The organism is Streptomyces griseoluteus (genome assembly GCF_004784465.1).
Lineage (GTDB): Bacteria > Actinomycetota > Actinomycetes > Streptomycetales > Streptomycetaceae > Streptomyces > Streptomyces griseoluteus.
Window position 1 is genome coordinate 175435 of the sequence record NZ_SRRU01000006.1, and the last position, 24840, is coordinate 200274.

Annotated in this window: 21 protein-coding genes and 2 pseudogenes; 12 read left to right on the forward strand and 11 right to left on the reverse strand. The window is 71.6% G+C overall.

The window, feature by feature from the left end:
• Positions 1 to 20 precede the first annotated feature (20 nt).
• From E5082_RS17980 to E5082_RS17990, 3 genes are all read left to right on the forward strand, one after another.
• Entirely contained in the window at positions 21 to 944 is a 924-nt protein-coding gene (locus E5082_RS17980; protein WP_135792261.1) for an LLM class F420-dependent oxidoreductase, read from the forward strand.
• A gap of 94 nt (positions 945 to 1038) precedes the next feature.
• Positions 1039 to 2514, forward strand: a complete 1476-nt coding sequence (locus E5082_RS17985; protein ID WP_135792262.1) for a 3' terminal RNA ribose 2'-O-methyltransferase Hen1 — start codon at positions 1039 to 1041, stop codon at positions 2512 to 2514.
• Positions 2511 to 5054: a polynucleotide kinase-phosphatase gene (locus E5082_RS17990; protein WP_135792263.1), complete on the forward strand. Its 2544-nt coding sequence runs from the start codon at positions 2511 to 2513 to the stop codon at positions 5052 to 5054. The genes E5082_RS17985 and E5082_RS17990 overlap by 4 nt, the downstream gene beginning before the upstream one ends.
• A gap of 14 nt (positions 5055 to 5068) precedes the next feature.
• On the opposite strand, the gene E5082_RS17995 is transcribed toward E5082_RS17990, so the two are convergent.
• Both E5082_RS17995 and E5082_RS32665 read right to left on the reverse strand, forming a co-directional pair.
• Positions 5069 to 5959 (reverse strand): NAD(+)/NADH kinase, encoded by an 891-nt coding sequence (locus tag E5082_RS17995; RefSeq protein WP_135792264.1) that lies wholly within the window; start codon positions 5957 to 5959, stop codon positions 5069 to 5071.
• Positions 5956 to 6429, reverse strand: a pseudogene (locus E5082_RS32665) (SPFH domain-containing protein); the annotation flags it as partial. The gene E5082_RS17995 and the pseudogene E5082_RS32665, both read right to left, overlap by 4 nt.
• 68 nt (positions 6430 to 6497) lie before the next feature.
• On the opposite strand from E5082_RS32665, the gene E5082_RS18005 reads away from it, so the two are divergent.
• From E5082_RS18005 to E5082_RS18015, 3 genes are all read left to right on the forward strand, one after another.
• Positions 6498 to 7721, forward strand: a complete 1224-nt coding sequence (locus E5082_RS18005) for an arginine deiminase (protein WP_135792265.1) — start codon at positions 6498 to 6500, stop codon at positions 7719 to 7721.
• A 126-nt stretch (positions 7722 to 7847) separates the two neighbouring features.
• A complete protein-coding gene (gene argF, locus E5082_RS18010; protein ID WP_135792266.1) occupies positions 7848 to 8876 on the forward strand; it encodes an ornithine carbamoyltransferase in 1029 nt (342 codons plus the stop codon).
• Positions 8877 to 8988: 112 nt separating this feature from the next.
• Complete coding sequence (locus E5082_RS18015) at positions 8989 to 10434, forward strand: amino acid permease (protein WP_135792267.1); 1446 nt, start codon at positions 8989 to 8991, stop codon at positions 10432 to 10434.
• On the opposite strand, the gene E5082_RS18020 is transcribed toward E5082_RS18015, so the two are convergent.
• Complete coding sequence (locus E5082_RS18020) at positions 10397 to 10846, reverse strand: ATP-binding protein (RefSeq protein WP_135792268.1); 450 nt, start codon at positions 10844 to 10846, stop codon at positions 10397 to 10399. The genes E5082_RS18015 and E5082_RS18020 overlap by 38 nt on opposite strands.
• A gap of 299 nt (positions 10847 to 11145) precedes the next feature.
• Positions 11146 to 11958, reverse strand: coding sequence for a PaaX family transcriptional regulator (locus E5082_RS18025; RefSeq protein WP_135792269.1), 813 nt, complete (start codon positions 11956 to 11958; stop codon positions 11146 to 11148).
• Here E5082_RS18025 and E5082_RS33715 point away from each other — a divergent pair.
• Positions 11935 to 12177 carry a DUF6299 family protein gene (locus E5082_RS33715; RefSeq protein WP_373310056.1) on the forward strand — a complete coding sequence of 81 codons (243 nt, stop codon included), beginning with the start codon at positions 11935 to 11937 and terminating at the stop codon, positions 12175 to 12177. The two genes, E5082_RS18025 and E5082_RS33715, sit on opposite strands and share 24 nt — an antisense overlap.
• A gap of 67 nt (positions 12178 to 12244) precedes the next feature.
• Positions 12245 to 12304 carry a hypothetical protein gene (locus E5082_RS33720; RefSeq protein WP_425276873.1) on the forward strand — a complete coding sequence of 20 codons (60 nt, stop codon included), beginning with the start codon at positions 12245 to 12247 and terminating at the stop codon, positions 12302 to 12304.
• Positions 12305 to 12332: 28 nt separating this feature from the next.
• Here E5082_RS33720 and E5082_RS18030 read toward each other — a convergent pair whose 3' ends face one another.
• From E5082_RS18030 to E5082_RS18040, 4 genes and pseudogenes are all read right to left on the reverse strand, one after another.
• Positions 12333 to 13115 carry a hypothetical protein gene (locus tag E5082_RS18030; RefSeq protein WP_135792270.1) on the reverse strand — a complete coding sequence of 261 codons (783 nt, stop codon included), beginning with the start codon at positions 13113 to 13115 and terminating at the stop codon, positions 12333 to 12335.
• A gap of 114 nt (positions 13116 to 13229) precedes the next feature.
• Positions 13230 to 14201 (reverse strand): LLM class F420-dependent oxidoreductase, encoded by a 972-nt coding sequence (locus E5082_RS18035; protein WP_135792271.1) that lies wholly within the window; start codon positions 14199 to 14201, stop codon positions 13230 to 13232.
• A gap of 93 nt (positions 14202 to 14294) precedes the next feature.
• A pseudogene (locus E5082_RS33725) lies at positions 14295 to 14432 on the reverse strand (hypothetical protein); the annotation flags it as partial.
• A 31-nt stretch (positions 14433 to 14463) separates the two neighbouring features.
• Positions 14464 to 16518 (reverse strand): phosphocholine-specific phospholipase C, encoded by a 2055-nt coding sequence (locus tag E5082_RS18040; protein ID WP_135792272.1) that lies wholly within the window; start codon positions 16516 to 16518, stop codon positions 14464 to 14466.
• 372 nt (positions 16519 to 16890) lie between these two features.
• Here E5082_RS18040 and E5082_RS18045 point away from each other — a divergent pair, with 372 nt between their 5' ends.
• Together E5082_RS18045 and E5082_RS18050 are read left to right on the forward strand one after the other, a co-directional pair.
• Complete coding sequence (locus E5082_RS18045; RefSeq protein ID WP_135792273.1) at positions 16891 to 17751, forward strand: NAD-dependent epimerase/dehydratase family protein; 861 nt, start codon at positions 16891 to 16893, stop codon at positions 17749 to 17751.
• 169 nt (positions 17752 to 17920) lie between these two features.
• A complete protein-coding gene (locus E5082_RS18050; protein WP_135792274.1) occupies positions 17921 to 18823 on the forward strand; it encodes a LysR family transcriptional regulator in 903 nt (300 codons plus the stop codon).
• 111 nt (positions 18824 to 18934) lie between these two features.
• Here the strand turns inward: E5082_RS18050 and E5082_RS18055 are convergent, their stop codons facing one another.
• Both E5082_RS18055 and E5082_RS18060 read right to left on the reverse strand, forming a co-directional pair.
• Positions 18935 to 19360 carry an SRPBCC family protein gene (locus E5082_RS18055; protein ID WP_135792275.1) on the reverse strand — a complete coding sequence of 142 codons (426 nt, stop codon included), beginning with the start codon at positions 19358 to 19360 and terminating at the stop codon, positions 18935 to 18937.
• A gap of 124 nt (positions 19361 to 19484) precedes the next feature.
• On the reverse strand, positions 19485 to 20252 hold the full coding sequence (locus tag E5082_RS18060; RefSeq protein WP_229918867.1) for an SDR family oxidoreductase: 768 nt from the start codon (positions 20250 to 20252) through the stop codon (positions 19485 to 19487).
• 462 nt (positions 20253 to 20714) lie between these two features.
• On the opposite strand from E5082_RS18060, the gene E5082_RS18065 reads away from it, so the two are divergent.
• Both E5082_RS18065 and E5082_RS18070 read left to right on the forward strand, forming a co-directional pair.
• Complete coding sequence (locus tag E5082_RS18065; protein ID WP_135792277.1) at positions 20715 to 21410, forward strand: type 1 glutamine amidotransferase domain-containing protein; 696 nt, start codon at positions 20715 to 20717, stop codon at positions 21408 to 21410.
• A 116-nt stretch (positions 21411 to 21526) separates the two neighbouring features.
• Complete coding sequence (locus E5082_RS18070; RefSeq protein WP_135792278.1) at positions 21527 to 22441, forward strand: DMT family transporter; 915 nt, start codon at positions 21527 to 21529, stop codon at positions 22439 to 22441.
• Here E5082_RS18070 and E5082_RS18075 read toward each other — a convergent pair.
• On the reverse strand, positions 22377 to 24815 hold the full coding sequence (locus E5082_RS18075) for an FUSC family protein (RefSeq protein ID WP_135792279.1): 2439 nt from the start codon (positions 24813 to 24815) through the stop codon (positions 22377 to 22379). The genes E5082_RS18070 and E5082_RS18075 overlap by 65 nt on opposite strands.
• Positions 24816 to 24840: the final 25 nt, after the last annotated feature.

Here is a 24840-nt window from a genome sequence, read left to right on the forward strand (position 1 = left end):
TGGCGGGCAGGATGGAGGTCATGGACCTTCGTATCTTCACCGAGCCCCAGCAGGGGGCGACCTACGACACCTTGCTCACCGTGGCGAAGGCCACCGAGGACCTCGGGTTCGACGCCTTCTTCCGCTCGGACCACTACCTGCGCATGGGCAGCGCCAGCGGCCTGCCCGGACCGACCGACGCCTGGATCACGCTCGCCGGACTCGCCCGTGAGACCAGCCGCATCCGGCTCGGCACCCTGATGACCGCCGGTACGTTCCGGCTGCCCGGCGTGCTCGCCATCCAGGTCGCGCAGGTCGACCAGATGTCCGGCGGCCGGGTCGAACTCGGCCTCGGCGCGGGCTGGTTCGAGGAGGAGCACAAGGCGTACGGCATCCCCTTCCCCAAGGAGAAGTTCGCCCGCCTGGAGGAGCAGCTCGAGGTCGTCACCGGTCTGTGGGCCACCGAGGCCGGCAAGACCTACGACTTCCACGGCGCCTACTACGACCTCACCGAGTCCCCCGCCCTCCCCAAGCCCACGCAGCCCAGGATCCCGGTGCTCATCGGCGGCCACGGCGCCAAGCGCACCCCGCGCCTCGCGGCCCGCTACGCCGACGAGTTCAACATCCCCTTCGCGTCCCTGGAGGACACCGAGCGCCAGTTCGGCCGGGTCCGTGCCGCCGTCGAGGAGGCCGGCCGCGCGCCCGACTCGCTCGTCTACTCCAACGCCCTGGTCGCCTGTGTGGGCCGGGACGACGCCGAGGTGGCCCGCCGCGCCGCCGTCATCGGCCGCGAGGTCGACGAGCTGAAGGCCAACGGCCTGGCCGGCACCCCGGCCGAGGTGGTCGAGAAGATCGGCCGGTTCCAGGAGGCCGGCTCCCAGCGCGTCTACCTCCAGATGCTCGACCTGGACGACCTTGACCAGCTCGAGCTGATCTCCGCCGAGGTCATGCCCCAGCTCTCCTGACCCCCGCCGCCGGGGCCCGTCAGCCAGGAAGAGGCGGACCCCGGCGCCGGAAAACCTGTGGTCAACGCACCCCGCGACCGCGAGACTCGGACATGTGTTCCTGACGATCTCCACACGCGGCACCGCCGCCACCCCCGCCACCGACCTCGGGTTCCTGCTGCACAAGAACCCGGGCAACGCGCAGACGTTCAGCACGTCCCACGGGACCGCGCACGTCTTCTACCCCGAGGCGGAGGTCGGGCGCTGCACGGCCGCGCTGCTCCTGGAGGTCGATCCCATCGCGCTGATCCGGCGCGGCAAGGGCAAGGGCCGGGGCGGCGCGCCCGACGCGGCCCTCGGCCAGTACGTCAACGACCGCCCGTACGCGGCCTCTTCACTCCTCGCCGTCGCGCTCAGCACCGTCTTCTCCACCGCCCTGCGCGGGGTGTGCAAGGCGCGCCCGGAGCGCGCCGCCGCTTCGCTGCCGCTGCGCATCGAGGTGCCCGCCGTGGCCGCGAAGGGCGGCCCGGACCTGGTGCGCGCCCTGTTCGCCCCGCTGGGCTGGGACGTCACCGCCGAACCGGTCGCGCTGGACCCGCAGTTCCCCGGCTGGGGCGACTCCCGCTACGTCCGCCTGGTGCTGGAGTCGGAGCGGCTCACCCTCGCCGAGGCGCTGCGCCACCTCTACGTCCTGCTCCCGGTGCTGGACGACGCCAAGCACTACTGGGTCTCCCCGGACGAGGTCGACAAGCTGCTGCGCGCGGGTGAGGGCTGGCTGCCCGGCCACCCCGAGCACCGGCTGATCACAAACCGCTACCTCTCCCGCCGCTGGTCGCTGACCCGGCAGGCGATAGAGCGGCTGGAGCTGGTGCGCCTGGCCGAGACCGACGACAGCGAGGTCGAGGACATCGACAACGCCGTCGAGGCGGAGACCGAGGCCGAGCCCCGGCCCACCCCGCTCGCGGTCCAGCGCCGGGAGGCCATCCTCGCCGGGCTGCGCGAGACGGGCGCCGCCCGCGTGCTCGACCTCGGCTGCGGCGAGGGCCACCTCGTACGGGAGCTGCTGCGCGACGCCCGGTTCACCGAGATCACCGCCGTCGACGTGTCCGCACGCGCCCTCGCCATCGCCGCCCGCCGCCTCAAGCTGGACCGCATGGGCGAACGGCAGGCGTCCCGCGTGCGGCTGCTCCAGGGCTCGCTCACCTACACCGACAAGCGGCTCACCGGCTACGACGCGGCCGTCCTCAGCGAGGTGATCGAGCACCTGGACCTGCCCCGGCTGCCCGCGCTGGAGTACGCCGTGTTCGGCGCGGCCCGCCCGCGCAGGGTTCTGGTGACCACGCCGAACGTCGAGTACAACGTCCGCTGGGAGACCCTGCCCGCGGGGCACGTCCGGCACGGCGACCACCGCTTCGAGTGGACCCGCGCGGAGTTCGCCGTCTGGGCGGCCGCAGTCGCCGAACGGTACGGCTACACCGTCGAGTTCCGCCCGGTCGGCCCCGACGACCCGGAGGTCGGGCCGCCCACCCAGATGGCCGTCTTCCACCGCGACACCACCGAGCAGGACAAGAAGGAGGCGAAGGCCGCATGAGCGGGACCCCCACGGGACGGTCGCTGCCCGTCACCGACCTCTCCCTCGTCGTCCTCGTCGGCGCCACCGGCTCAGGCAAGTCGACCTTCGCCCGCAAGCACTTCGCGCCCACCGAGGTGATCTCCTCCGACTTCTGCCGGGGCCTGGTCGCCGACGACGAGAACGACCAGAGCGCGACCGGCGACGCCTTCGACGTCCTGCACTACATCGCGGGCAAGCGGCTCGCGGCGGGCCGCCGTACCGTCGTCGACGCCACCAGCGTCCAGCCGGACGCCCGGCGGCAGCTGATCGAGCTGGCCAAGAAGTACGACGTGCTGCCGATCGCCATCGTGCTGGACGTGCCCGAGGAGGTGTGCGCCGAGCGCAACGCGGCCCGGCCCGACCGCGCGGGCATGCCCCGCCGGGTCATCCAGCGGCACACGCGTGAACTACGGCGCTCGCTCAAGCACTTGGAGCGCGAGGGCTTCCGCAAGGTGCATGTGCTGCGCGGGGTCGCCGAGGTCGAGGGCGCCACGATCGTCACCGAGAAGCGGTACAACGACCTCACCCACCTCACCGGCCCCTTCGACATCATCGGCGACATCCACGGCTGCTCCGCCGAACTTGAGTCGCTGCTCGCCAAGTTGGGCTACCACGACGGAGTCCACGCCGAGGGCCGTACCGCCGTGTTCGTCGGTGACCTGGTCGACCGGGGGCCCGACAGCCCCGCCGTGCTGCGGCGCGTGATGGGCATGGTCGCGGCAGGGACCGCGCTGTGCGTGCCGGGCAACCACGAGAACAAGTTCGGCCGTTACCTCAAGGGCCGTACCGTCCAGTACACCCACGGTCTCGCCGAGACCGTGGCCCAGATGGAGGGCGAGAGCGAGGAGTTCAAGGACGAGGTGCGCCGCTTCGTCGACGGCCTGGTCAGCCACTACGTCCTCGACGGCGGCCGGCTCGTGGTCTGCCACGCCGGTCTGCCGGAGAAGTACCACGGCCGCACCTCCGGCCGGGTCCGCTCGCACGCCCTGTACGGCGAGACCACCGGCGAGACCGACGAGTTCGGGCTGCCCGTGCGCTACCCGTGGGCCGAGGACTACCGGGGCCGCGCGGCTGTGGTGTACGGCCACACCCCGGTACCGGAGGCCACCTGGCTCAACAACACGATCTGCCTCGACACCGGCGCCGTGTTCGGCGGCAAGCTGACCGCGCTGCGCTGGCCGGAACGCGAGATCGTGGACGTCCCCGCCGAGCGGACCTGGTACGAGCCGGTCCGGCCGCTGCGCGTCGACGCGCCCGGCGGCCAGGACGGACGGCCGCTGGACCTGGCCGACGTCACCGGCCGGGGCGGGGTCGAGACCCGGTACCTGGGCCGGGTCGCGGTGCGCGAGGAGAACGCGGCCGCCGCCCTGGAGGTGATGAGCCGCTTCGCCGTGGACCCCCGCCTGCTGCCGTACCTCCCGCCCACCATGGCGCCGACGCCCACCTCCCGGGAGGAGGGGTACCTGGAGCACCCGGCCGAGGCGTTCGCGCAGTACGCGCGGGACGGGGTCGGGCGGGTCGTGTGCGAGGAGAAGCACATGGGCTCGCGCGCCGTGGCCCTCGTCTGCCGGGACGCGGCGACCACCGCCAAGCGGTTCGGCGTGGGGGAGGGGCCCACGGGCGCGCTCTACACCCGTACCGGGCGGCCGTTCTTCGACGACGGCGCGGTGACCGAGGAGATCCTCGAACGGCTCCGCGCGGCGGTCACCGAGGCGGACCTGTGGGAGCGGCTCGACACCGACTGGCTGCTGCTGGACGCCGAGTTGATGCCGTGGTCGCTGAAGTCGCAGGGCCTGCTGCGCCGCCAGTACGCCGCCGTGGGCGCCGCCTCCGGCGCCGTGTTCCCGCCCGCGCTCGCCGCGCTGGAGGCGGCCGGGGCCCGGGGCGCCGACGTGTCCGCGCTGCTGGCCCGGCAGCGCGAACGAGCCGCCGACGCGGCCGCGTTCACCGACGCCTACCGCCGCTACTGCTGGACCACCGACGGTCTCGAAGGCGTCCGCCTCGCCCCCTTCCAGGTGCTGGCGGTACGCGGCCGCAGCCTCGCCGCGCTTCCCCACGACGAGCAGCTCGCCCTGCTGGACCGGCTGGTGGAGCACGACACCTCAGGCCTGCTCCAGACCACCCGGCGCCTGTACGTGGACACCGGTGACCCGGAGTCGGTCAGGTCGGGCATCGACTGGTGGCTGGAGATGACCGGCCGGGGCGGCGAGGGCATGGTCGTCAAGCCGCTCGGGGCGCTGGTCCGCGACGGACAGGGCCGGCCGGTGCAGCCTGGCATCAAGTGCCGGGGCCGCGAGTACCTGCGGATCATCTACGGTCCCGAGTACACGCGCCCCGACAACCTGGCCAGGCTCCGGGGGCGGTTCCTCAACCACAAGCGGTCGCTGGCGCTCCGCGAGTACGCCCTCGGTCTGGAGGCCCTGGACCGTCTCGCCGACGGTGAGCCGCTGTGGCGGGTGCACGAGGCGGTGTTCGGCGTCCTCGCGCTGGAGTCGGAGCCGGTGGACCCGCGGCTGTAGGCGGGGCGGGGGCTTCAGCCCACCAGCCGCAGCCGCCGCCCGCACACGCCCACCCGCACCGTCTGCCCCCAGGTGAGCTGGAGCGCGTCGGACTCGATGCCGTCGCCGAAGGCGATCAGGCGGTCGGACTCCACGGTGAGCGTCAGGGCCGCCGAGGCGGTGAGGCCGCCCCCGACCAGGCTCGTCCCGGTGGCGGGGGACGGCCACGCCTCACGGACGAACCACAGCAGCCGGTCCTCGGTCGGCGCCGGCAGGGGCAGGGTGCCGCCCCGCTCCTGCCACACCGACCGGAGCCAGCCGGTGGCCCCGGTCCCGGTGCCCACCAGGACCCCGGAGGAAGCCTGGGCCTCGACGACACCCCTGTCGCCGTCGAGACCCAGGCGGTACCGGGCGGTCTGGTGGCCCGGCGCGCCGAGGTAGATCTCGTTCAGCGCCACCAGCCGCTGCGTGTCGTCGGTGACCGCCTCGACCATGGTCAGTTCGTCCGCCGCGCCCCCGGCCGAGGCCAGCAGGGCGGCGGCGTCACGCGGCCGGTGCCGTACCAGCACACCGGGGTTGCGTCCCGGATCGGTGTCGATGCCGATCACCGGCTGGCCGTCCAGGTACTTGGCGGCGTTCGCCACCAGCCCGTCCTGGCCCACGACGACGATCACGTCCTCGGGGGCGAACAGGAAGCGGTCCAGGTCGGCCCGCTCCAGCAGCGCCCGGCGCCAGTTCAGCGGCACGGCGGCGGTCACCTCGGCCAGGGCGCGGCGCGCGCGGCGGTGGCGTTCCGCGACCTCCTCGATGTCCCGGCCCCGCGAGGAGAGGAAGAACGCGGCCTGCCCGTGCGTACCGTGCCGGGCCACCAGTTCCTCGTACTCCGTGGTGCGGTGGACCAGCACGGCGCGCGGGGCGAGGCTCACCGCGTGCCGTCCGGCGTCTCGCCGGTCAGCCGGGCGAGCAGCCCGGTCAGTACGTCGGGGGAGAGGGTCACGCTGTCGATGCGCGGCAGGTTCTCCGCGAGCCGGGCCGTGGTGAGCGCCCGCAGCGCCTCGGCGCCGCCGACACCGGCCTCGGTGTGGACCCGCAGCCACGCCGCCCGTTCCTGGGCCCGTGCCTCGCCGGTCTCGCGGGCGGCCTCGGCCTGCGCGCGGGCGAGCCGCACCGTCCGCTCGGCCTCCGCCTCGGCCAGCCGGGCCGTCCGCGTGGCCTCGGCCTCGGCCAGCTCCACCGACCGGGCCGCCTCCGCCCGGGCGCGCACCGCGTCGGCCGCGGCCTCCTCCTCCGCCTCGCGGCGGGCGTTGGTGCCCCGCTGCTCCACCAGCCGTTCCTCCCGGCGGGCGAGCTCCTCACTTCTCGTCACCAGGACGATAAATGCCACGGCCGGTTCTCGTCAACCGGACGAAAAGAGGGAGTGCCGAGAGAAGAGTGAACGCGCCCCCCGGCGGCCAGGATGAAGGCATGGCATTCCACGTCGACTCCGAGGCCGGGCGGCTGCGCCGGGTGATCCTGCACAGACCGGACCTCGAACTCAAGCGCCTCACCCCCAGCAACAAGGACGCCCTGCTCTTCGACGACGTGCTGTGGGTGCGCCGGGCGCGCGCCGAGCACGACGGCTTCGCCGACGTCCTGCGCGACCGCGGAGTCGAGGTGCACCTCTTCGGCGACCTGCTCACCGAGACCCTCGCCGTTCCGGAGGCCCGCGCGCTCGTGCTGGACCGCGTCTTCGACGAGAAGGAGTACGGCCCCCTCGCCACCGACCATCTGCGCACCGCCTTCGACGCGATGGCCCCCGGCGAGCTGGCCGAGGCGCTGGTCGGCGGCATGACCAAGCGGGAGTTCCTGGCCGGCCACCCCGAGCCGGCCTCCGTCCGCTTCCACGTCATGGAGCTGGACGACTTCCTGCTCGGTCCGCTGCCCAACCACCTCTTCACCCGCGACACCTCGGCGTGGATCTACGACGGCGTCTCCATCAACGCCATGCGCTGGCCCGCCCGGCAGCGCGAGACCGTGCACTTCGAGGCGATCTACCGGCACCACCCCCTCTTCAAGAAGGAGGGCTTCAACATCTGGTCGCGCGGCCAGGCCGACTACCCCTCCACCATCGAGGGCGGCGACGTGCTGGTGATCGGCAACGGCGCCGTGCTGATCGGGATGAGCGAGCGCACCACCCCGCAGGCGGTCGAGATGCTCGCGCACAAGCTGTTCGCGGCGGGCTCCGCGCAGACCATCGTGGCGCTGGACATGCCCAAGCGGCGCGCCTTCATGCACCTCGACACCGTGATGACCATGGTCGACGGCGACACCTTCACCCAGTACGCCGGGCTCGGCATGCTGCGCTCGTACACCATCGAGCCCGGTGTCGGCGAGCGCGAGCTGAAGGTCACCGACCATCCCCCGGAGCACATGCACCGGGCCATCGCCGCCGCCCTGGGCCTCGGTGAGATCCGGGTGCTCACCGCCACCCAGGACGTGCACGCCGCCGAGCGCGAGCAGTGGGACGACGGCTGCAACGTCCTCGCCGTCGAGCCGGGAGTCGTCGTCGCCTATGAGCGGAACTCCACCACCAACACCCATCTGCGCAAGCAGGGCATCGAAGTCATAGAGATCCCGGGCAGCGAGCTGGGGCGGGGGAGGGGCGGACCGCGCTGCATGAGCTGCCCGGTCGAGCGGGATCCGGTCTGAGATAAGCCGCCTCACGAGCCGGGTGCCGTGTGAATCTGCGCATAATCATGCCGCAGCCTGAATAGAAATGCCGAGGCTCGTATAGAATTACCGGAGTCAGTGCACCGCGTACCCCTGGAGCGCCCCATGGCGACAGTCCCGACCGCCCTCAACGGCCGCCACTTCCTCAAGGAGCTGGACTTCACGGCCGAGGAGTTCCGCGGGCTGCTCGCGCTGGCCGCCGAGCTGAAGGCGGCCAAGCGGGCCAAGGCCGAGACGCGGTACCTGACCGGCCGCAACATCGCCCTGATCTTCGAGAAGACCTCGACCCGCACCCGCTGCGCCTTCGAGGTCGCCGCCGCCGACCAGGGCGCCCACACCACCTACCTCGACCCGGCCGGCTCCCAGATCGGGCACAAGGAGTCCGTCAAGGACACCGCCCGCGTGCTGGGCCGGATGTACGACGCCATCGAGTACCGGGGGCACGGCCAGGGCGTCGTCGAGGAACTGGCCGCGTACGCGGGCGTCCCCGTCTACAACGGGCTCACCGACGAGTGGCACCCCACCCAGATGCTCGCCGACCTGCTCACCATGACCGAGCACAGCGACAAGCCGCTGGAGAGCGTCGCCTTCGCCTACCTCGGCGACGCCCGGTACAACATGGGCAACTCCTACCTGGTCACCGGAGCCCTGCTCGGCATGGACGTCCGCGTCGTCGCCCCCCGGCTGCTCTGGCCCGACGAGACCATCGTCGCGCTGGCCCGGCGGCTCGCCGACGCCTCCGGCGCCCGCGTCACCCTCACCGAGGACGTGAAGGAGGGCGTGCGCGGCGCCGATTTCATCGCCACCGACGTCTGGGTGTCCATGGGCGAGCCCCAGCAGGTCTGGGACGAGCGCATCGGCCTGCTCGGCCCGTACGCGGTGACCATGGACGTGCTGCGCGCCACCGGTAACCCGGACGTGCGCTTCCTGCACTGCCTGCCCGCCTTCCACGACCTCGGCACCAAGGTCGGCCGCGAGATCCATGAACGCTACGGACTGACCGAGCTGGAAGTCAGCGACGAGGTCTTCGAGTCCGAGCACTCGGTGGTCTTCGACGAGGCGGAGAACCGGATGCACACGATCAAGGCCGTGCTCGTCGCCACCCTCGGGGATACGTCACAAACCCTTGCGTGACCCACCTCACCTGGCCTTATCCTGACCGACGGCCTGGCCGCCACCCCTCGTGCCGCGCCGACGCAGCGGCCTGACCGGGCCGTCCGCACCACCAGAAACGAGCACCACCCGCATGCCCGCTCCCCGCATCAAGTCCCCGCATCTGCTCGTCGCCGAATCCGGCGCCGACCGCGAGGGCCACGGTCTGAAGCGCACCATGGGCCTCTTCCAGCTCATCTGCTTCGGTGTCGGCGCCATCGTCGGTACCGGCATCTTCGTCGGCCTCTCCGACTCCGTCGCGCAGGCCGGACCCGCCGTGGTCGTCTCCTTCATCCTCGCGGCGATCACCTGTGTGTTCACCGCCTTCTCCTTCGCGGAGCTGGGCGGCGCGATACCGGTCTCCGGCTCCTCGTACTCCTTCGCCTACGCCGGTCTCGGCGAGTCCACCGCCTTCCTGGTCGGCTGGTGCCTGCTGCTGGAGTACGGCATCTCCATCTCGGCCGTCGCGGTCGGCTGGAGTCAGTACGTCAACGAACTCCTGCACAGCCTCACCGGCTGGCAGCTCCCCGACGCGCTGTCCGCCGGACCCGGCGACGGCGGCGTGGTGAACCTGCCCGCCGTGATCGTCATCGCCATGGCCGCCGTGCTGCTGGTGCGCGGTGTGCGCGAGAGCGCGCGGGCCACCGCCGCGATGGCCGCCGTGAAGCTCGTCATCCTGCTCGCGTTCTGTGCCATCGGCTACAGCGCGTTCAAGGACGGCAACCTCACCCCGTTCTCCCCGGCGGGCCTGGGCGGCATCGGCGCGGGCACCACCGCGGCCTTCTTCTCGTACATCGGCTTCGACGCGATCACCACGGCCGGCGAGGAGGCGAAGAACCCGCGCCGGGACATCCCGGTGGCGATCCTCGTCTGCATGGGCCTGGTCACCCTGCTGTACTGCGCCGTCGCGGTCGCCGCGATCGGTGCCATCGGCGCCCACCAGGTCGGCGGCCGCCCCGCCGCGCTGTCGTACGTGGTCAACATGGTCACCGGCTCCACCATCGGCGGCGGTGTCATCGCCTTCGGCGCGGTGGTCGCCATCGCCTCGGTCGTGCTCGCCGTGATGTACGGCCAGACCCGCATCCTGCTGTCGATGTCCCGCGACGGACTGATCCCGCGCGTCTTCGAGAAGGTGTCCCCGAAGACCTCCACGCCGGTGGCGGGCACGCTCATCGTCGCGGTCGTCTTCGCCGTCCCCGCGGCCTTCGCCTCGCTCGACTCCGTGGTGAACCTCTGCACCATCGGCACACTGGCCATCATGGCGGTCGTCAACATCGCGGTGATGGCCCTGCGCCGCCGCGAGCCGGGCCTGGGGCGCAGCTTCCGGGTGCCGCTGTACCCCGCCGCCCCGCTGCTCGGCGTCGCCTTCTGCCTCTACCTGATGTACGAGACGGGCTGGCAGACCTGGGTGCAGTTCGCGGTCTTCCTCGCGGTGGGCCTCGGCGTGTACTACGCCTACGGCCGCCGGCACTCCACGCTGGGCCGCGCCGAGGCGGCCGGGGTCACGCCGAACGCTGAGCGGGAACGACAGGCAGTCTGAACCACACCGCCTTGCCCGACGAGGTCGGGCGGTGACCACAGGACGAACTGAGGGCGCGGATCAGCAACAGGCCGCGCCCTCCCTCCTGCCAGGGGTCGGGCTCCTCGATCACCGGGCGGGTGAGATGGCCGGGCGGCTCCGGGTCGGGGTCGTGCACCTCGACCTGGCAGCCGGTCGGCCGCAGCTCCACCACCAGCTCGATCGGACCGCTGCCCGCGGTGTGCTCCACCGCGTTGGCCACCAGCTCGGCGGTCAGCAGCTCCGCCGTGTCGCAGTCGGCCATGTGCCCCACCTCGGCCAGGGCCGACCGCACCAGGGCACGCGCCACCGGCACCGCCGCGGCGGTGTGCGGCAGCGCAATGCGCCAGGAGGCCGATTCGGTGGGGCGTTCGTGCACGGCGAGTCCGTTCATGGAGCAGGCTGTCCTGCCTTCGACTGTAGGAAATGGTACGGGTCCGGCCATCGAAACCTTCGGCGGGCGGTGGCCGGAACCATAGGGCCCGATACCCGTCCCCGCGCCGCGCCGAACGCCCCACCACCCCCTCCCGTAGCTGCTGTTACGTCCCTGTCGATCACCGGTGACACCGGTGACGGGACGGTCGCGCGCGCCGGGCCGTCATCACCGCCGAGTGACCACAGTCACAGCCCGAGGGCGTCCGTTTCAGCCGTGCCGGTGCCACGGAGCGAGCGGCCGGTCACCGGCCGCCGTGCTCACACCCCGACGAAGGCCGCGCCCGCGTCCCGCAGTCGCTCGTGCAGTGCCCGGAACACCCCCGCCGAGCGCGCCCCCGGCCAGTCGGCGGGCAGCAGCCGGGCCGGCAGGCCGGGGTCCGCGCCGGGCAGCCGGCGCCAGGAGTCCAGAGCCAGCAGATAGTCCCGGTAGGCGTCCTCGGCCGGGGTGTCCGGCCGGTCCTCCCAGGCGCGCAGCACCGGCGCGTGCGCCGCGAGGAACCGCTCGTGCTCCGCGGCGATGGCCGGCAGGTCCCACCAGCGGCGGACCGCCTCGACGGTCGGGGCGAACCCCAGATGATCGCCCCGGAAGAGATCCACATAGGCGTCCAGACCCAGCCGGCCCAGCGTGTGCCGGGCCTCCTCGTGCAGCCGGGCCGGGGCTATCCACACCCCCGGCGCGGCCGCGCCGAAGCCCAGCGCGGCCAGCCGGGAACGCAGCACATGCCGCTTCTGCCGCTCCGACTCGGGCACCGAGAACACCGCGAGGACCCACCCGGCGTCCTCGGCGGGCCCGACGGCGTGGATACGGCGGTCGTCGGCGCTCAGTAACCGGTGCGCCTCCGCCGACAGCTCGTACCCCGCCGCGCCCCCGGCGGTGCGGGCCGGCAGCAGCAGGCCGCGCCGCTTGAGCCGGGACACCGAGGAGCGCACCGAGGGCGCGTCCACCCCGACCGCGGCCAGCAGCCGGATCAGCTCGGCGACGGGCACCGGGCCCGGTACGGAGCGCCCGTAGGCGCCGTACAGCGTGACGATGAGGGACCTGGGGGCGTGCTGCTCGGACACGTTGATCATTTTAGGTCGTCGGCATACCTGCTGGTCACCATCGGTGCACGGACCCGGAGAGGGGAATACGGGGGGACGACCGCGCCCGGCCGCGTCGCGGCCGACGGCACCGTCACGCTCTCCGGTACCTACCGCTGCCTGCCCGGCACCGGGCCGGTTTTGTCCGCTCCTCCGCCGGCCAGGAGCACTGGTGGCAGAACTCCGGGAAGGTCTCCTCGGAGACGCTGAAGGCGGGCGCCGCGCATGTCCAGGCCAACGTGGTGCCAACGTGGTGGAGCTGCGTCCGAGCGGGCTGGTGCCGCTGCCCGTGTTCCACGCCACCCAGGACCGGGACATCACCCTCGTCCGGAGCTGACTCCCCCCTGGGGCCGGCGGCGGTACCCCTAGGGGGGAGGCATCCGCCCGGTGTGCCGCCGCCACTCCAGCCGGGCCGTCTCCAGCTCGGCGCGGGCCTCGGCCAGGCGGGGATTGTCCTTGTGGCGGGCCTGGATCTCGGCATGCCGTCTGCGCGCCCGGTCCACCGCCTCGGTGTCCTGCTCCAGCAGCTCGCGGTCGTGCTGGGCCTGCTTCAACTGCTCCGGCAGGGTGGCGCGGAAGGTGTTCTCCCTGGCCACCGCGCGCTGCACCGCGTCGGCGAAGTCCCGCACCCGGTCCTCGGTGAACCCCTTCGCCTCCTCGCCCTCGCCGGTGCGGCGCGGGTAGTTGGTCCGCTCGGGGGTGCCGTCGGCCTCCAGGACGTAGAGGTAGTAGGCGCTGTCGCCGGACTCGAACCTGACCCGGAGCCCGGCCAGTTGCAGGGTGCGGACGGCTCCGGCCGGCGGCTGTTTCACCAACGTGTGCTCGTACAGGGTCAGTTCGCCCAGAGCGCCGAGCCGCTTGCCGCGGCCGGGCTTCTCCAGCCCGGCGATCCGTTGCTCGGCGGCGCGCAGGTCCCGCTCCCGGTTCTGCTCGGCCAGCGCCAACGCGGCCCGTGCGGCGGACTCCTCCGAGCGCGCGATCTCCTCCAGGCTGCGCACGTTCGCCCGCGCCTGGGCCAGCGGGCGCCGGTCCTCGGCATGCCTCGGCAGGACCGCCAGGGCGAGGCTGCCCGGGAACTTCCGGGCCCGCACGTGCACCGCCCAGCCGGCCAGCGCCGCCGCGCACATCACTGCGATCACGTACGCCATGCGCCCCCCAAAGGCTGCCGCCACCGTCCGCCGTCTGTTACTGCTCAGCGGACGATGACTGCAAACTGCTCTGTGGCGCCCATGGGTTGTGCGCCGTACGGATCGAGCCGCCGCTCAGCCGAAGGCGTCGCGCAGCGCGGGCAGCAGCGTCTTCTCCGACCAGTCGATGAAGGCCGGCTGGCTCGGGCCGCCGATCTGGACCAGGGCCACCTCGGCGAACCCGGCGTCCACATAGGGCCGCACGGCTTCCACGAAGGCTTCCGGGTCGTTACCGCACGGGATGGCGGAGGCCACGTCGTCCTCGGTGACGAACTGGGTCGCCGAGTCGAAGGAATCCGGGTGCGGCAGCTCGGAGTTGACCTTCCAGCCCAGACCGAACCAGCGGAACTGGTCGTGCGCGCGCCGGATCGCCGCGTCCCGGTCGGGGTCGAAGCTGACCGGGAGCTGCCCCACGCTGGGCCTGCCGGTGCCGCCGTGCCGCTCGAACGACTCCAGCAGATCCTTCTTCGGCTCGGTGGCGATGACCAGGTCCGCGAAATGCCCGGCCAGCGCGCAGGACTGCTCGCCCGAGACGGCGATGCCGATGGGCGGCGGCGGCTCGGGCACGTCCCACAACTTGGCCGACTCCACGTCGTAGTGCTTGCCGTGGTAGGTGACGTGACCGCCCTCGAACAGGGCGTGGATGATCTCCACCGCCTCTTCCAGCATCTCGTGCCGCACGTCCACCGCGGGCCAGCCCTGGCCCACCACATGCTCGTTGAGATTCTCCCCGGAGCCCAGCCCGAGCCGGAAGCGGCCCTCGGACAGCAGTTGCATGGTCGCCGCCTTCTGCGCCACCACCGCCGGGTGGTAGCGGAAGGTCGGACAGGTCACGTAGGTCATCAGCGGTATCCGCGACGTGGCCTGCGCGGCCGCGCCGAGGACGCTCCACGCGTACGGGGCATGGCCCTGCGAGCGCAGCCAGGGGAAGTAGTGGTCCGACGTCACGGAGAAGTCGAACCCCGCCTCCTCGGCACGCACGACATGCTCGACCAGCTCACGCGGCCCGGCCTGCTCGGTCATCATCGTGTATCCGATTCGCACCATGAGCCACGAGTCCCCCCTCTGACGAGGCGAAAACAGCCGGGCCCGTCCCCGGCGGTTTTCGCCTCGCGCTCGCCCCGCCGGCGGGAACCGGTCCCAGACCCGGTGCTCGGTCAGCAGCGTGGTCAGCTCGTCCAGGATCTCCGCGCCGCTGCCCCCGGTCACCACGCCGGGCGCGACCACCGGGATGCCCGCCGTCCGCAGCGCCTCCTCCGCGCCCGGCCACGCGCCCAGCGCGGACGCGGGTCGACAGCCCCTGCCGCGGTCACACCGTGGCGGTCGCCGGGTCGCTCGTGCTGGGCGCGCCCGTCTCGACGTGCCCGGCGAAGCGCCGTACGAAGGCGGAGTCGCCGCTCGCGGTGACCGTGACGTCGTACCAGCGGTTCCCCGCGGCCACCCCCCAGCCCTTGACGACGCGGGAGGCGCCGGGCTGCACGGTGTACGTGTAGTGCTGGGCCGGAGCGTAGGCGTCGGTGGCCGTGAAGGTCACGGCGCCGCTGCCCGCGTTGGTGAAGGTCAGGGCGACCTGCCCGGCGGAGTTGTCGTGCCGGGCGGTGACCTCGGGGCCGACGGCGGAGTTGGTGCCGGCCTGACGGCGCAGGAAGCCGTTGGGGCCGTACACGGAGAAGTCGTAACGGCTGCCCGGCAGCGCCCAGCTGTCGGTCAGGCTCTTGCCCGGCTCCACGGTGTACGGCCACGGACCGTCGGTGCGGGTGGCCGAGGTGACATGGAAGGCGGCCCCGGCGGCACCGAGCGCGGCGAAGGTGAACTGCATCCGCCCGCCGACCGCCTTGGTGTCCACGGCCAGGTCGTACGGCAGCGCCCGCGCGCTCCGCGTACCGCGTTCCTGCTTGGGCAGCGTGCCGGCCGCCGGGGGCTTGGGCACGTAGTTGCCGGGGTTGGAGTGGTCCGGCGGCCGGTACCCGTTGGTGTCGGGCAGGCCGGGCGCGGCGGTGTTGCCGCGGGAGAAGTCGAAGGCCGAGGTGAGGTCCCCGCACACCGCGCGCCGCCACGGCGAGACATTGGGGTTGCGCACCCCGAACCGCTTCTCGATGAACTGCACGATCGAGGTGTGGTCGAAGGTCTGCGAACAGACCCAACCGCCGGTGCTCCAGGGCGAGATGACAAGCATGGGCACGCGCGGACCGAGCCCGTAGGGTCCGGCCGCGTACCCGGCCGAGCCGCCGTACAGCTCCTTCGTCACATCGGCGGTGGACAGCCCGCGCGCGGCGGAGGCGGGCGGGAAGGGCGGTACGACGTGGTCGAAGAAGCCGTCGTTCTCGTCGTAGGTCAGCAGCAGGACGGTGCGGCTCCAGACGTCCGGGTTGGAGGTGAGCGCGTCCAGGACCTGCGAGATGTACCAGGCGCCGTAATTGGCGGGCCAGTTGGGGTGCTCGCTGAAGGCCTCGGGGGCGGCGATCCAGGAGACCTGGGGGAGGGTCCCGGCGGTCACGTCGGCGCGCAGACGGTCGAAGTAACCGTCGCCGCCGGCCGCCCTGGTGCCGGTGCGGGCCCGGTCGTAGAGGGGGTCACCGGGCTTGGCGTCGCGGTACTGGTTGAAGAACAGCAGGGAGTTGTCCCCGTAGTTGCCGATGAACGCGTCACCGGTCCACCCCCATCCACCGGCCGCGTCCAGCCCGGTGCCGGTGTCCTGGTACACCTTCCAGGAGACGCCCGCCTGCTGGAGGATCTCCGGAAACGTGGTCCAGGAATACCCGGCCTCCTCATTCCCGAGCACCGGCCCTCCTCCCTTGCCGTCGTTCCCGGAATAGCCGGTGTACATGTAGTAACGGTTCGGATCGGTGGAACTCAGCATCGAGCAGTGGTATGCGTCGCAGACGGTGAACGCGTCCGCGAGCGCGTAATGGTACGGAATGTCCGCGCGTGTCAGATAAGCCATCGTCGTCGTGGACTTGGCGGGAATCCACTTGTCGTAGAGCCCCCCATTGAACGCCGCGTGCGTCCCCGCCCAGCTGTGGTCCAGATCCTGGATGAACTGCATCCCGAGCCGATCGGCATCCGGCCGGAACGGCAACGTCTCCCGCCCCGCCCCGTCGACCTGGTGAAACACACTCTTCCCCGACGGCAGCGCGACCGGCCGCGCGTCCCCGAACCCCCGCACCCCCCTCAACGTGCCGAAGTAATGGTCGAACGACCGGTTCTCCTGCATCAGCACGACGACATGCTCCACATCGGCGAGTGTCCCCGTCCCCGCCACCGGCGCGATGGCCGCGGCCCGCGCGATCCCCTCGGACAACTGCGTGGCAGCCGCGCTGCCCGCGGCAATCTGCAAAAACCTACGACGACTGACATCGGGCACGGAATATTCTCCTCGAATTCATGCACCGTTCTCGGGCGGAGCATTTCGGCGAATTGCCGCGAGAGCTGAACAGTGCAGCGCAGCCCGTCTTGCATTGTCAATAGGTGCGCCGGAATTCACGGAGCGGGAGGCGAGATGATGAAGCCGGCGTCCGCGCTGCTCGTCGTCGGCCAGCCAGGTGCGCGGCGGCAGTTACCAGTACCTGGGCAGCTACGTCGGCGAGGCTCAGCGGGGGCACATCAGGGCCGCGCGACTCGGCTGCTGATGCCGAACAGGTATCAGGGACGCCGGAAAGGGTCTTGGACGAGCGGGTGAGCTGGGGCGCAGGCTGGTGACCGAAGCATTCGAGCTGCGGAAATCGGAGCCATATCCATGAAGGTTTTTCTCACCGGAGGATCCGGATACATCGGAAAGGCCACGATCAGCGCCCTGGTCGCACACGGACACACCGTGGAGGCACTGGCCCGCGGTGACCGCGCCGCCGAGGCTGTCAGCTCCTTCGGGGCGACACCGGTGCGCGGCGGGCTCGGGGACCTCGGTGTGCTCAACGCCGCCGCCGCCCGTGCCGAGGCGGTCGTCCACCTGGCCCAGGCGGAGACCGGTGCCGAGGACCTCGCCGCGGCCACCGCCATGCAGGACGGCATCGGCACCGGCACCTACGTGCACACCGGGGGAGCCTGGGTCTACGGCGACACCGACGGCATCGCGGACGAAACGGCGCCTTGGAACCCGCCCGGGCTGGTCGCCTGGCGCAAGCCGGTCGAGGACGCGGTGCTGCAGCGCGCCCAGCAGGGCGGCCGCCCCGTGGTGGTGCAGCCGGGTCTGCTGTACGGCGGCGAGAACCGTCTGATCGACGTCTTTTACACCGTTCCCGGCAAGGAGGCGGGCTTCATCCCCTTCATCGGCGACGGGTCGAACCGCTGGGCACTGGTGCACGTGGAGGACGTCGCCGCACTGTATGTCGCCGCGCTGAAGGCCCGGGCCGGGTCCGTGTACGTCGGCGTGGGCGGCGTGAACCCGACTGCCAGGGACGTCTCCCTCGCTGTCGCCGCATCCGTCGGTCTGAAGGGAAAGGTCGCCTCCATCACGCTGGAGCAGGCCCGCAGGCAGATGGGTCCGGTCGCGGACGCGTTCGCCCTGGACCAGCAGCTCACTGCGGCGCGCGCCGAGACGGAGCTCGGCTGGAAACCGAGGTTCACCGACCCGCTCGGCGTCCTCTCCAGGGGCGAGTGACAGGGCCCTGGACACAGCGGTGGGCCTCGGCCGCCCACCGTGTCCGGACGGTAGATTCGGAGAATCTCCCTCCCCGGCCGTCGCGGCGAACACGACCAGGTGAGTCGATCCAAGAGCGGCCCGGCTGGGAGAGCGGCCGACTACCTCGGAAAGCGAGCGGTGCGTCCAGGTGGACCCTGACCTGAGGAAGCTGCGGTATTTCGTGGCCGTGGCCGAAGAACTCCACTTCGGACGCGCGGCCGAACGACTGCACATCGCGCAGCCGGTGCTGTCCCGGCAGATCCGCAGCCTGGAGGAGGACCTGGGTGCCGAGCTCTTCGACCGCGACCGGCGTGGCACCCTGCTGACACCGGCCGGGGAGCAGTTGCTGGAGGACACGGTGCCGCTGCTCGCCTCGGCACAGGCACTGGTCCGGCGGGTGAAGAGGGCCGCGCAGGGCATCCCCACGCTGACCATCGGCTTCATGCCGGGCATCACGCTCACTCCGGCGACGGTGCTCTTCACCGGTCGCCACCCCACCGTGCAGGTGCGCCTGCTGCGGACGAGTTGGGACGACCAGGTGGCGGTACTGCTGGACGGCCGAGCAGACGTCGGCATCGTACGGCGGCCCTTCGACCAGCGGGGCCTCCAGGTGCGGCCGCTCTTCCGGGAGCCCCGGGTCGTCGTGCTGCCGGTGCGGCACCGCCTGGCGGACAGGTCGGTGGTGACCGTGGCCGACCTCGCCTTTGAGCATCTGCTCCAGGACCCCGACGCCGTCCCCGAATGGCGCGATGTCGCCGTGGAGTTGCGTGCCGGACGACGCGCCGACATTCCGGTGATCCACCAGGTGGAGGAGAAGCTGGAACTCGTGGCCTCCGGAGCCGGCATCTGCGTGCTCCCGCTGTCCACCGCCAGCTTCTACACCCGCCCGGACGTCACTGCGCTTCGCGTGGACGGTCTCGGCCCGAATGAGGTGGCTCTGGCATGGGCGGCGTCCCGCCGCTCCCCTCTCGTCCGCGCCTTCGCCGAGGCCGCGGCGGAGACGCTGGGCCGGCCCGGCACCGCAGATCCGGGTGCGGGCGCGGAGCCGTAGACGAAGAGCAGGTTCGCGCAGCAGCTCCCGTGCCCGGTGCCGTTCTCCCTACGTCGTCGGGACCGTCGGAGCCGCCGCGTCCCGGAGTGCTCCAGCACGCCCCCTGTCCGTTCAAGGCTGCCGTTCGAGGACCTCGTGCAGGGCGTCGAGGCCCTCGCGGTAGATGTCCGTGAAGAGCGCCACGACTTCGTCGTCGCCGGCTCCCGCGGGGACGAAGCGTCCGGACCACTGGACCTCGGCGACCTCACCGTCACCGGTCACCGCATGCACCCGCAGCGTCGACAGGTAGTCGACGACGGGGAACGGTGCCTGCACGATGGTGTAGCTGTAGAACCTCTCGGTGTCGTCGAAATTCACCAGGCGCTCGACGATGACGTCACCGTCCGGGTTCTTCAGCCGCCGCACCCGGCCGCCCTCGGCGAAGGTGCTCTCGGGGATGGAGGGCAGCCAGTCGGGAAGGGACCCGAATCCGCCGATCAGCCGCCACACGCGGTCGGGGGAGGCCGGCATCAGCCGGCTCACTGACGTCGATGCCACGGGGTTCCTCCAGATCGTGCCGTGCGGACCGCCGGAAATGGACTCGGACGCCCTGGAGCGACGGGCGGTCGCGGACGGGCCACCGGTTGCGACGCATGAGCCCTGCGGGCCGCGTACGGGTGGTTCAGCTCGGCTGCGCGGTGGGCATGATGGTGACCTGCTGAAGGTTCACGCGCGAGGGAAGAGCGGCCAGGTAGCCGACGACATCGGCGATGTCCTCCGGGGTGAGCCACGCCATGCCGCTCTCCTTGGAGTCGGCGAGCCACTGCAGCGTGCCTTCGTCGGTGACGTGGTCCTGCAGTTCGGTGCCGACGATCCCGGGTTCCAGAGCGGACACGCGTACGTTCTTGGGTCCGAGCTCGACACGCAGATGCCGGGACAGGTGGGTGACGAACGCCTTGGTGCCCGAGTACACCGCGAAGTTCGGGAAGATGTTCTGGGCGGCGATCGAGGACATGTTGACCAGATCGGCGACGCCGCGCTCCTGGGCAGCTTTGACGAGCTGAGGCGTGAAGGCGCCGATGACGTTCAACAGCCCGCTGATATTGAGATCGACCTGCTGCTGCCACTGGTCGGTCGCACGCTCCTCGATGGGGGCGGGAAGCATGACGCCCGCGTTGTTGACGAGCAGGTCGGCGTCGCCGAAATCGTCGGCCACGCGGTCGGCGGCCGACTGGACGGCGGCGGCGTCGGTCACGTCCACCGCGATCGCCTGAGCGTGCCCGCCCTTCTTTCCGATGCGCTCGACGAGACTGTCGAGCCGCTCGGCACGGCGGGCGAGGACCGCGACGTGAGCGCCCATTGCCGCCAGACGTTCGGCAGTGGCCTCGCCGATTCCGCTGGAAGCTCCGGTGACGACGGCGACCCGGCCGCTCAAGGACTGGTCGGGCATGGCGGGAGTATTCATGGGACCCCTTCCGGCATGCAGGAGAGATTCAGCGGCTCTGGCACCTGGGCGCGTCTTTCCGGCGCCGCCTCAAAGATACTTCAGAAGCGGATTCCGCACCTGCGGACAGGCGAGGGGCCAAATCCGTTTCCCTGCGGGTGAGTTGGCGGCCGCCGAGCAAGCCTGTTCATGGGGTCACGGCCGGTGACGCCCTGTCCTGTGCTTTCCGGCATCCGGGGCGGGAAATCGGCGCCCCCCCCCCGTGAATACCGCTCGATCTCGCCGCCACATTTCATTTGGACGAGCGCGCCGGATTATTGGACGGCAGTGCCTAGTTCGCCGCACCAGATGGCGGCCTCATTGTGCGAGTTGCTGCCGTTATCCTGCCGCGTTAGCTTGAGTGGGACTGCCTGAAGCCGTCATCTGACGATTCGTCACTCATATCTTCAAATAAAGAGAGGAAGATTCGTGGCTGAAATTCTTTTCGTGCTGACTGGTGCGAGCTACTGGACACTCCGGGACGGTCACCGCCACCCGACCGGTTATTGGGCCGAGGAGTTCGTGGCCCCTTACACCGCGTTCACGAGGGCCGGACACAAGGTCACTGTCGCGACGCCGGGAGGAGTCGTCCCCGTCGTGGACACGATGAGCCTGCGACCGAGCATGACCGGCGGCGAGGAGAACTCCCTGGAGCTGGAATCCGCCATCGAGGCGGCCGAGGAGCTGCGTCATCCACTGCGCCTCGACCAGGTCGGCATCGACGACTTCGACGCGGTGTACTACCCCGGTGGACACGGGCCGATGGAAGATCTCTCCTCCGACGCGGACTCCGCCCGGCTGCTGCGCGAGACCCTGGCGTCGGGCAAACCTCTGGGCATCGTCTGCCACGCTCCGGCCGCGCTCCTCGCCACACGTGACGAGAACGGGACCACGCCCTTCGCCGGTTACCGTGTGGCCGGGTTCAGCAACGAGGAGGAAGCCGGTGTCGGTTTCGCCGACAGGGCCAAGTGGCTGCTCGAGGACGAGCTGAAGAAGCTGCCGACGGAGTACTCGCGGGGCCCGGTGTGGGCGCCGTACACGGTGGTGGACCGCACTCTCCACACGGGTCAGAATCCCGCGTCGTCCGGGCCGCTGGCCGAGGAAATGCTCAAGGTGCTCACCTGAGGGTTCCGCCGGGTCCGGAGTTCTGGCGGGAACTCCGCGGACCCCGCCTCGTCAGCCCACTGGCACCCCTGCCCGGCGGCGTCTGAAGTCCCGAACGTGGAGGCGGTGCGACCGTAATGATCCTCGGGGTCGTCTTCGCCGTCCTGGCTGCTGCCAGCAATGCCCTGGGCACCGTGCTGCAACGGCGAGCAGTGGTCCACGTGCCCGATTCCCGGGGGCGGGGACTGGGTCTCGTCGGCGACCTGCTGCACAACCCGGCCTGGTTCGTGGGGATTCTGGGCACCGTTCTCGCCGCGCTGTTCCAGGCCCTGGCCCTCCTCTCGGGGTCGCTGGCCACCGTCCAGCCGATCTTCGTCCTGGAGCTGCCACTGGCTCTCGTCTTCGGCAGCGTGGTGTTCCGGGTGGGGGTCTCGCGGAAGGCGTGGGGATGCGTGATCTGCATCTTCGCCGGCCTGGCCGTCGCTCTGTTCTCGGCCGCTCCCTCAGGGGGACGGCCCCAGGTGCCGGGCATGGCGTGGGTGCCGACGCTCCTCGTCCTCGGCGGACTCGGCGCGGCGTTCGTCGTCGTCGGACTGCGGCGCCCGCAAGGTGCCGCCCGGGCCGCCTACTTGGCGCTCGCGGCGGCGATCGGCAACGCGCTCACGGCAGCCTTGGTGAAGTCCGCGATGTATGTCCTGTCCCAGGAGGGAGCGGCGGGCTTCTTCCTGGCCTGGCAGACCTACGCGTTCGCGATCGCCGGGTCGGTGTCCGTCCTCCTGCTCGGTTACGCGATGCAGGGAGGCCCCCTCATCGGCTCCCAGCCCGCGCTGACGCTCGGTGACACCTCGGTCAGCTTCTTCCTCGGGGTGACGCTCTCCGCGGAGTCGCCCCGCGGCGGTTGGTGGCTCGTCCCGGCGCTGGCGGGAGCGGCCCTGGTGGTCTACGGGGTGTTCGCGCTCTCCCGCACCCGCTGCCTCACCAAGTGTGTCAACCCCGGGGAGGAGAACCGGGACGAGCCCCGGCACGGGCGGCCGGCGGCCGAGGCCATGTGACGCCCGCCCGGAGCCTGCGCCCTCGTGCGCGCTGTCGCCGCGTGGACGCCGCGGCGGCACCGACGGGGCCGTCGATCTCCGCCTGGAGGCGGCGCATCGTGTCGAGGTGGTCTGCCATCCAGACCATCCTCACGGCCGTGGCCGTGCCCTGTTCCGTGCCCGCCCGCAGATCGCGGCTCACGCTTTCACGCAGGGCCGCGTCCACGACCGGACGGCTCAGCGGGCGGCCGGGCGCGGCCCCGCCCCCGGCCAATGCCCGGCCGGCCGACTCGAACCACGAGGTGACGGACACGCACGAGTCGAGGATCTCGTGACCGGCCGCGGCCCGCCCGTTCTCGGGGGCGTGCTCCGCACGTGACCAGAGATCGGTGACGGCGTCGGCGGTCAGCCGGAGGATGGCGACCGCGTCCACCAGCGCGGTCACGTCGGCCAGCGGGAGGTGCTTGGTGCCGCGTTCTGCCAGGTACTCGCGGAACGCGTCGTCGAGCCGGCGGGCGGAGGCCAGCGCCCGCCGCCGGTCGTCGTCGCCGGAAGCCGAGCCCGCGGCCCCTGCCCTGTCGCAGAGCGCCAGCCCTGTCACGACGGCACTGCGCAGATACCGCGCGCCGTCACCGAGGGCGTCGCACAGCACCCGGCCCAGTGCGGCCGCGGCGCCCAGCGGCCAGAGCAGCAGGCCGACCACCAGGCTGACGGCGCATCCGAGGGCCACGTCCTCGATCCTGACCAGTCCGAGCTGCCAGCCCTCGGGATGGATGATGCTGAACAGGACCAGCAGCACGACGGTGAATCCGGCCTGTCCGGCGGTGAACGCGGTTACCGCGGCCTCCATCCCCACCAGGAGGATCGCCAGGGGCAGCAGCAGCCACAGAAGGACGGGATGTGCGCCCAGCGCCAGAATGAGGGGCACGCCCACGACGAATCCGAGTACCGTGCCGAGCAGGGCCCGTTGGACCGTCTGGCCCGTGCCCACGGCGTTGGAACGCAGGACGGCGAGCGTGCCGGAGGCCACCCAGAAGGCGTGACCCAGACCGGTCAGGTGGGCGATCACCACTGCCAGACTCAGCGCCGCCGCCCCGCGCAGGCTGTTGTGGAGCCAGACGGAGTTGCGGCTCAGGTGTGCCGCGAAGCGTTCCCGCGCCGAGGACAGGGCGGAGTCGCTTCCCGGGGGACGACGACCGAGCAGCCGGTCCCGCCGGCTCCGCTGCCGCGCGGTCACGGCGAGCTGGATGTTGCCCCCGATCGCGTTCACGACGAAGCTCATGCTCTGAGCCCGGAAACTCGGCCCGAGGCAACCGATCAAGGCGTCGCTCGGCCCGGGGGCGGCGGCTGGCACGCTTCCCCGGTCGGCGCGGGCCACCGGGACGGCGGACCGCCGGGGCAGGAGCCCGATCATGGACTCTTCGAGGCTCGCCCGAGCCTGCTCCAGCCGCGAGACACGGGGATCGATGCCGTGCGGCACCGAGACATCGGCCCGCAGCAGGGCCGCACTGTGCTCCAGGAGATCCGCCGTCGCCATTTTGGTCTCGCACACCAGGAGCTCGCTCAGCGGGTCCCTGCTCCTCGGGGGGGCCTGGTGCAGTACGGAGCCGAGCCAGATCACCTGGTCCACCAGCCGGACCACGGCCCGGGACGACAGCGACAGTCCGGTGGGCCGGTACGGCGTGCCGTAGAAGGTCTTCCTCAAGTCGGACACGCCCTCCTCCGCCTGTCGGACCGCCGTTTCGAGGGCCTGACCGTGCGCGGTCGGGTCGGGGGCACAGTCGACCTCGGCGCGCAGTCTGCCGGCGAGCAGGGCACAGGCCCGGGCGCCGGCCGCGCGCAGCGGCTCGCTGGCGGGGACCGGCCACATGAGGGTGACGGCGATCATCGAGGCCACCCCGCCCAGCGCCCACCCGATCACGTGCTCCGGGATCTCGTCGAGGGGCCCGCCCAGCGTCACCGGCAGGATGTAGGCGAACAGCAGTGATGTGGTCGCGCCGGCCAAGGCGGAGCTGACGATCCCGGAGAACAGGACGCAGAACGCGAGGACGAAGGTCACCGCTCCCGTCAGCCAGAGCGTCTGGCCGGCCAAGGTGCCCAGGCAGGTCATGACCGCGGTGGCCAGGATCAGCGCCGCCTGGCCGGCGATCCGCTCGCGCATCGGGCCGCCGAAGTCCACGAACAGCGTCAGCACCAGCGAGCCGAAGGCCGCGAAGACCGCGATGTCCGGCCGTCCAAGACTGAAGTACGTCACGGCGAGGACGGAGGGTGTCAGGATCGCCGCCCGAAGCGCCCGCCGCAGGGCCGCCAGACCCGGATCGCGGCCGCGCAGCCACGTGAGCGCGCCGCCCGGAGCCCGGCCGATGCGCCCACCGTCACGTCCCCCTCTCGTCACCCGCCCACCCAGCCGGTCCTGGCGT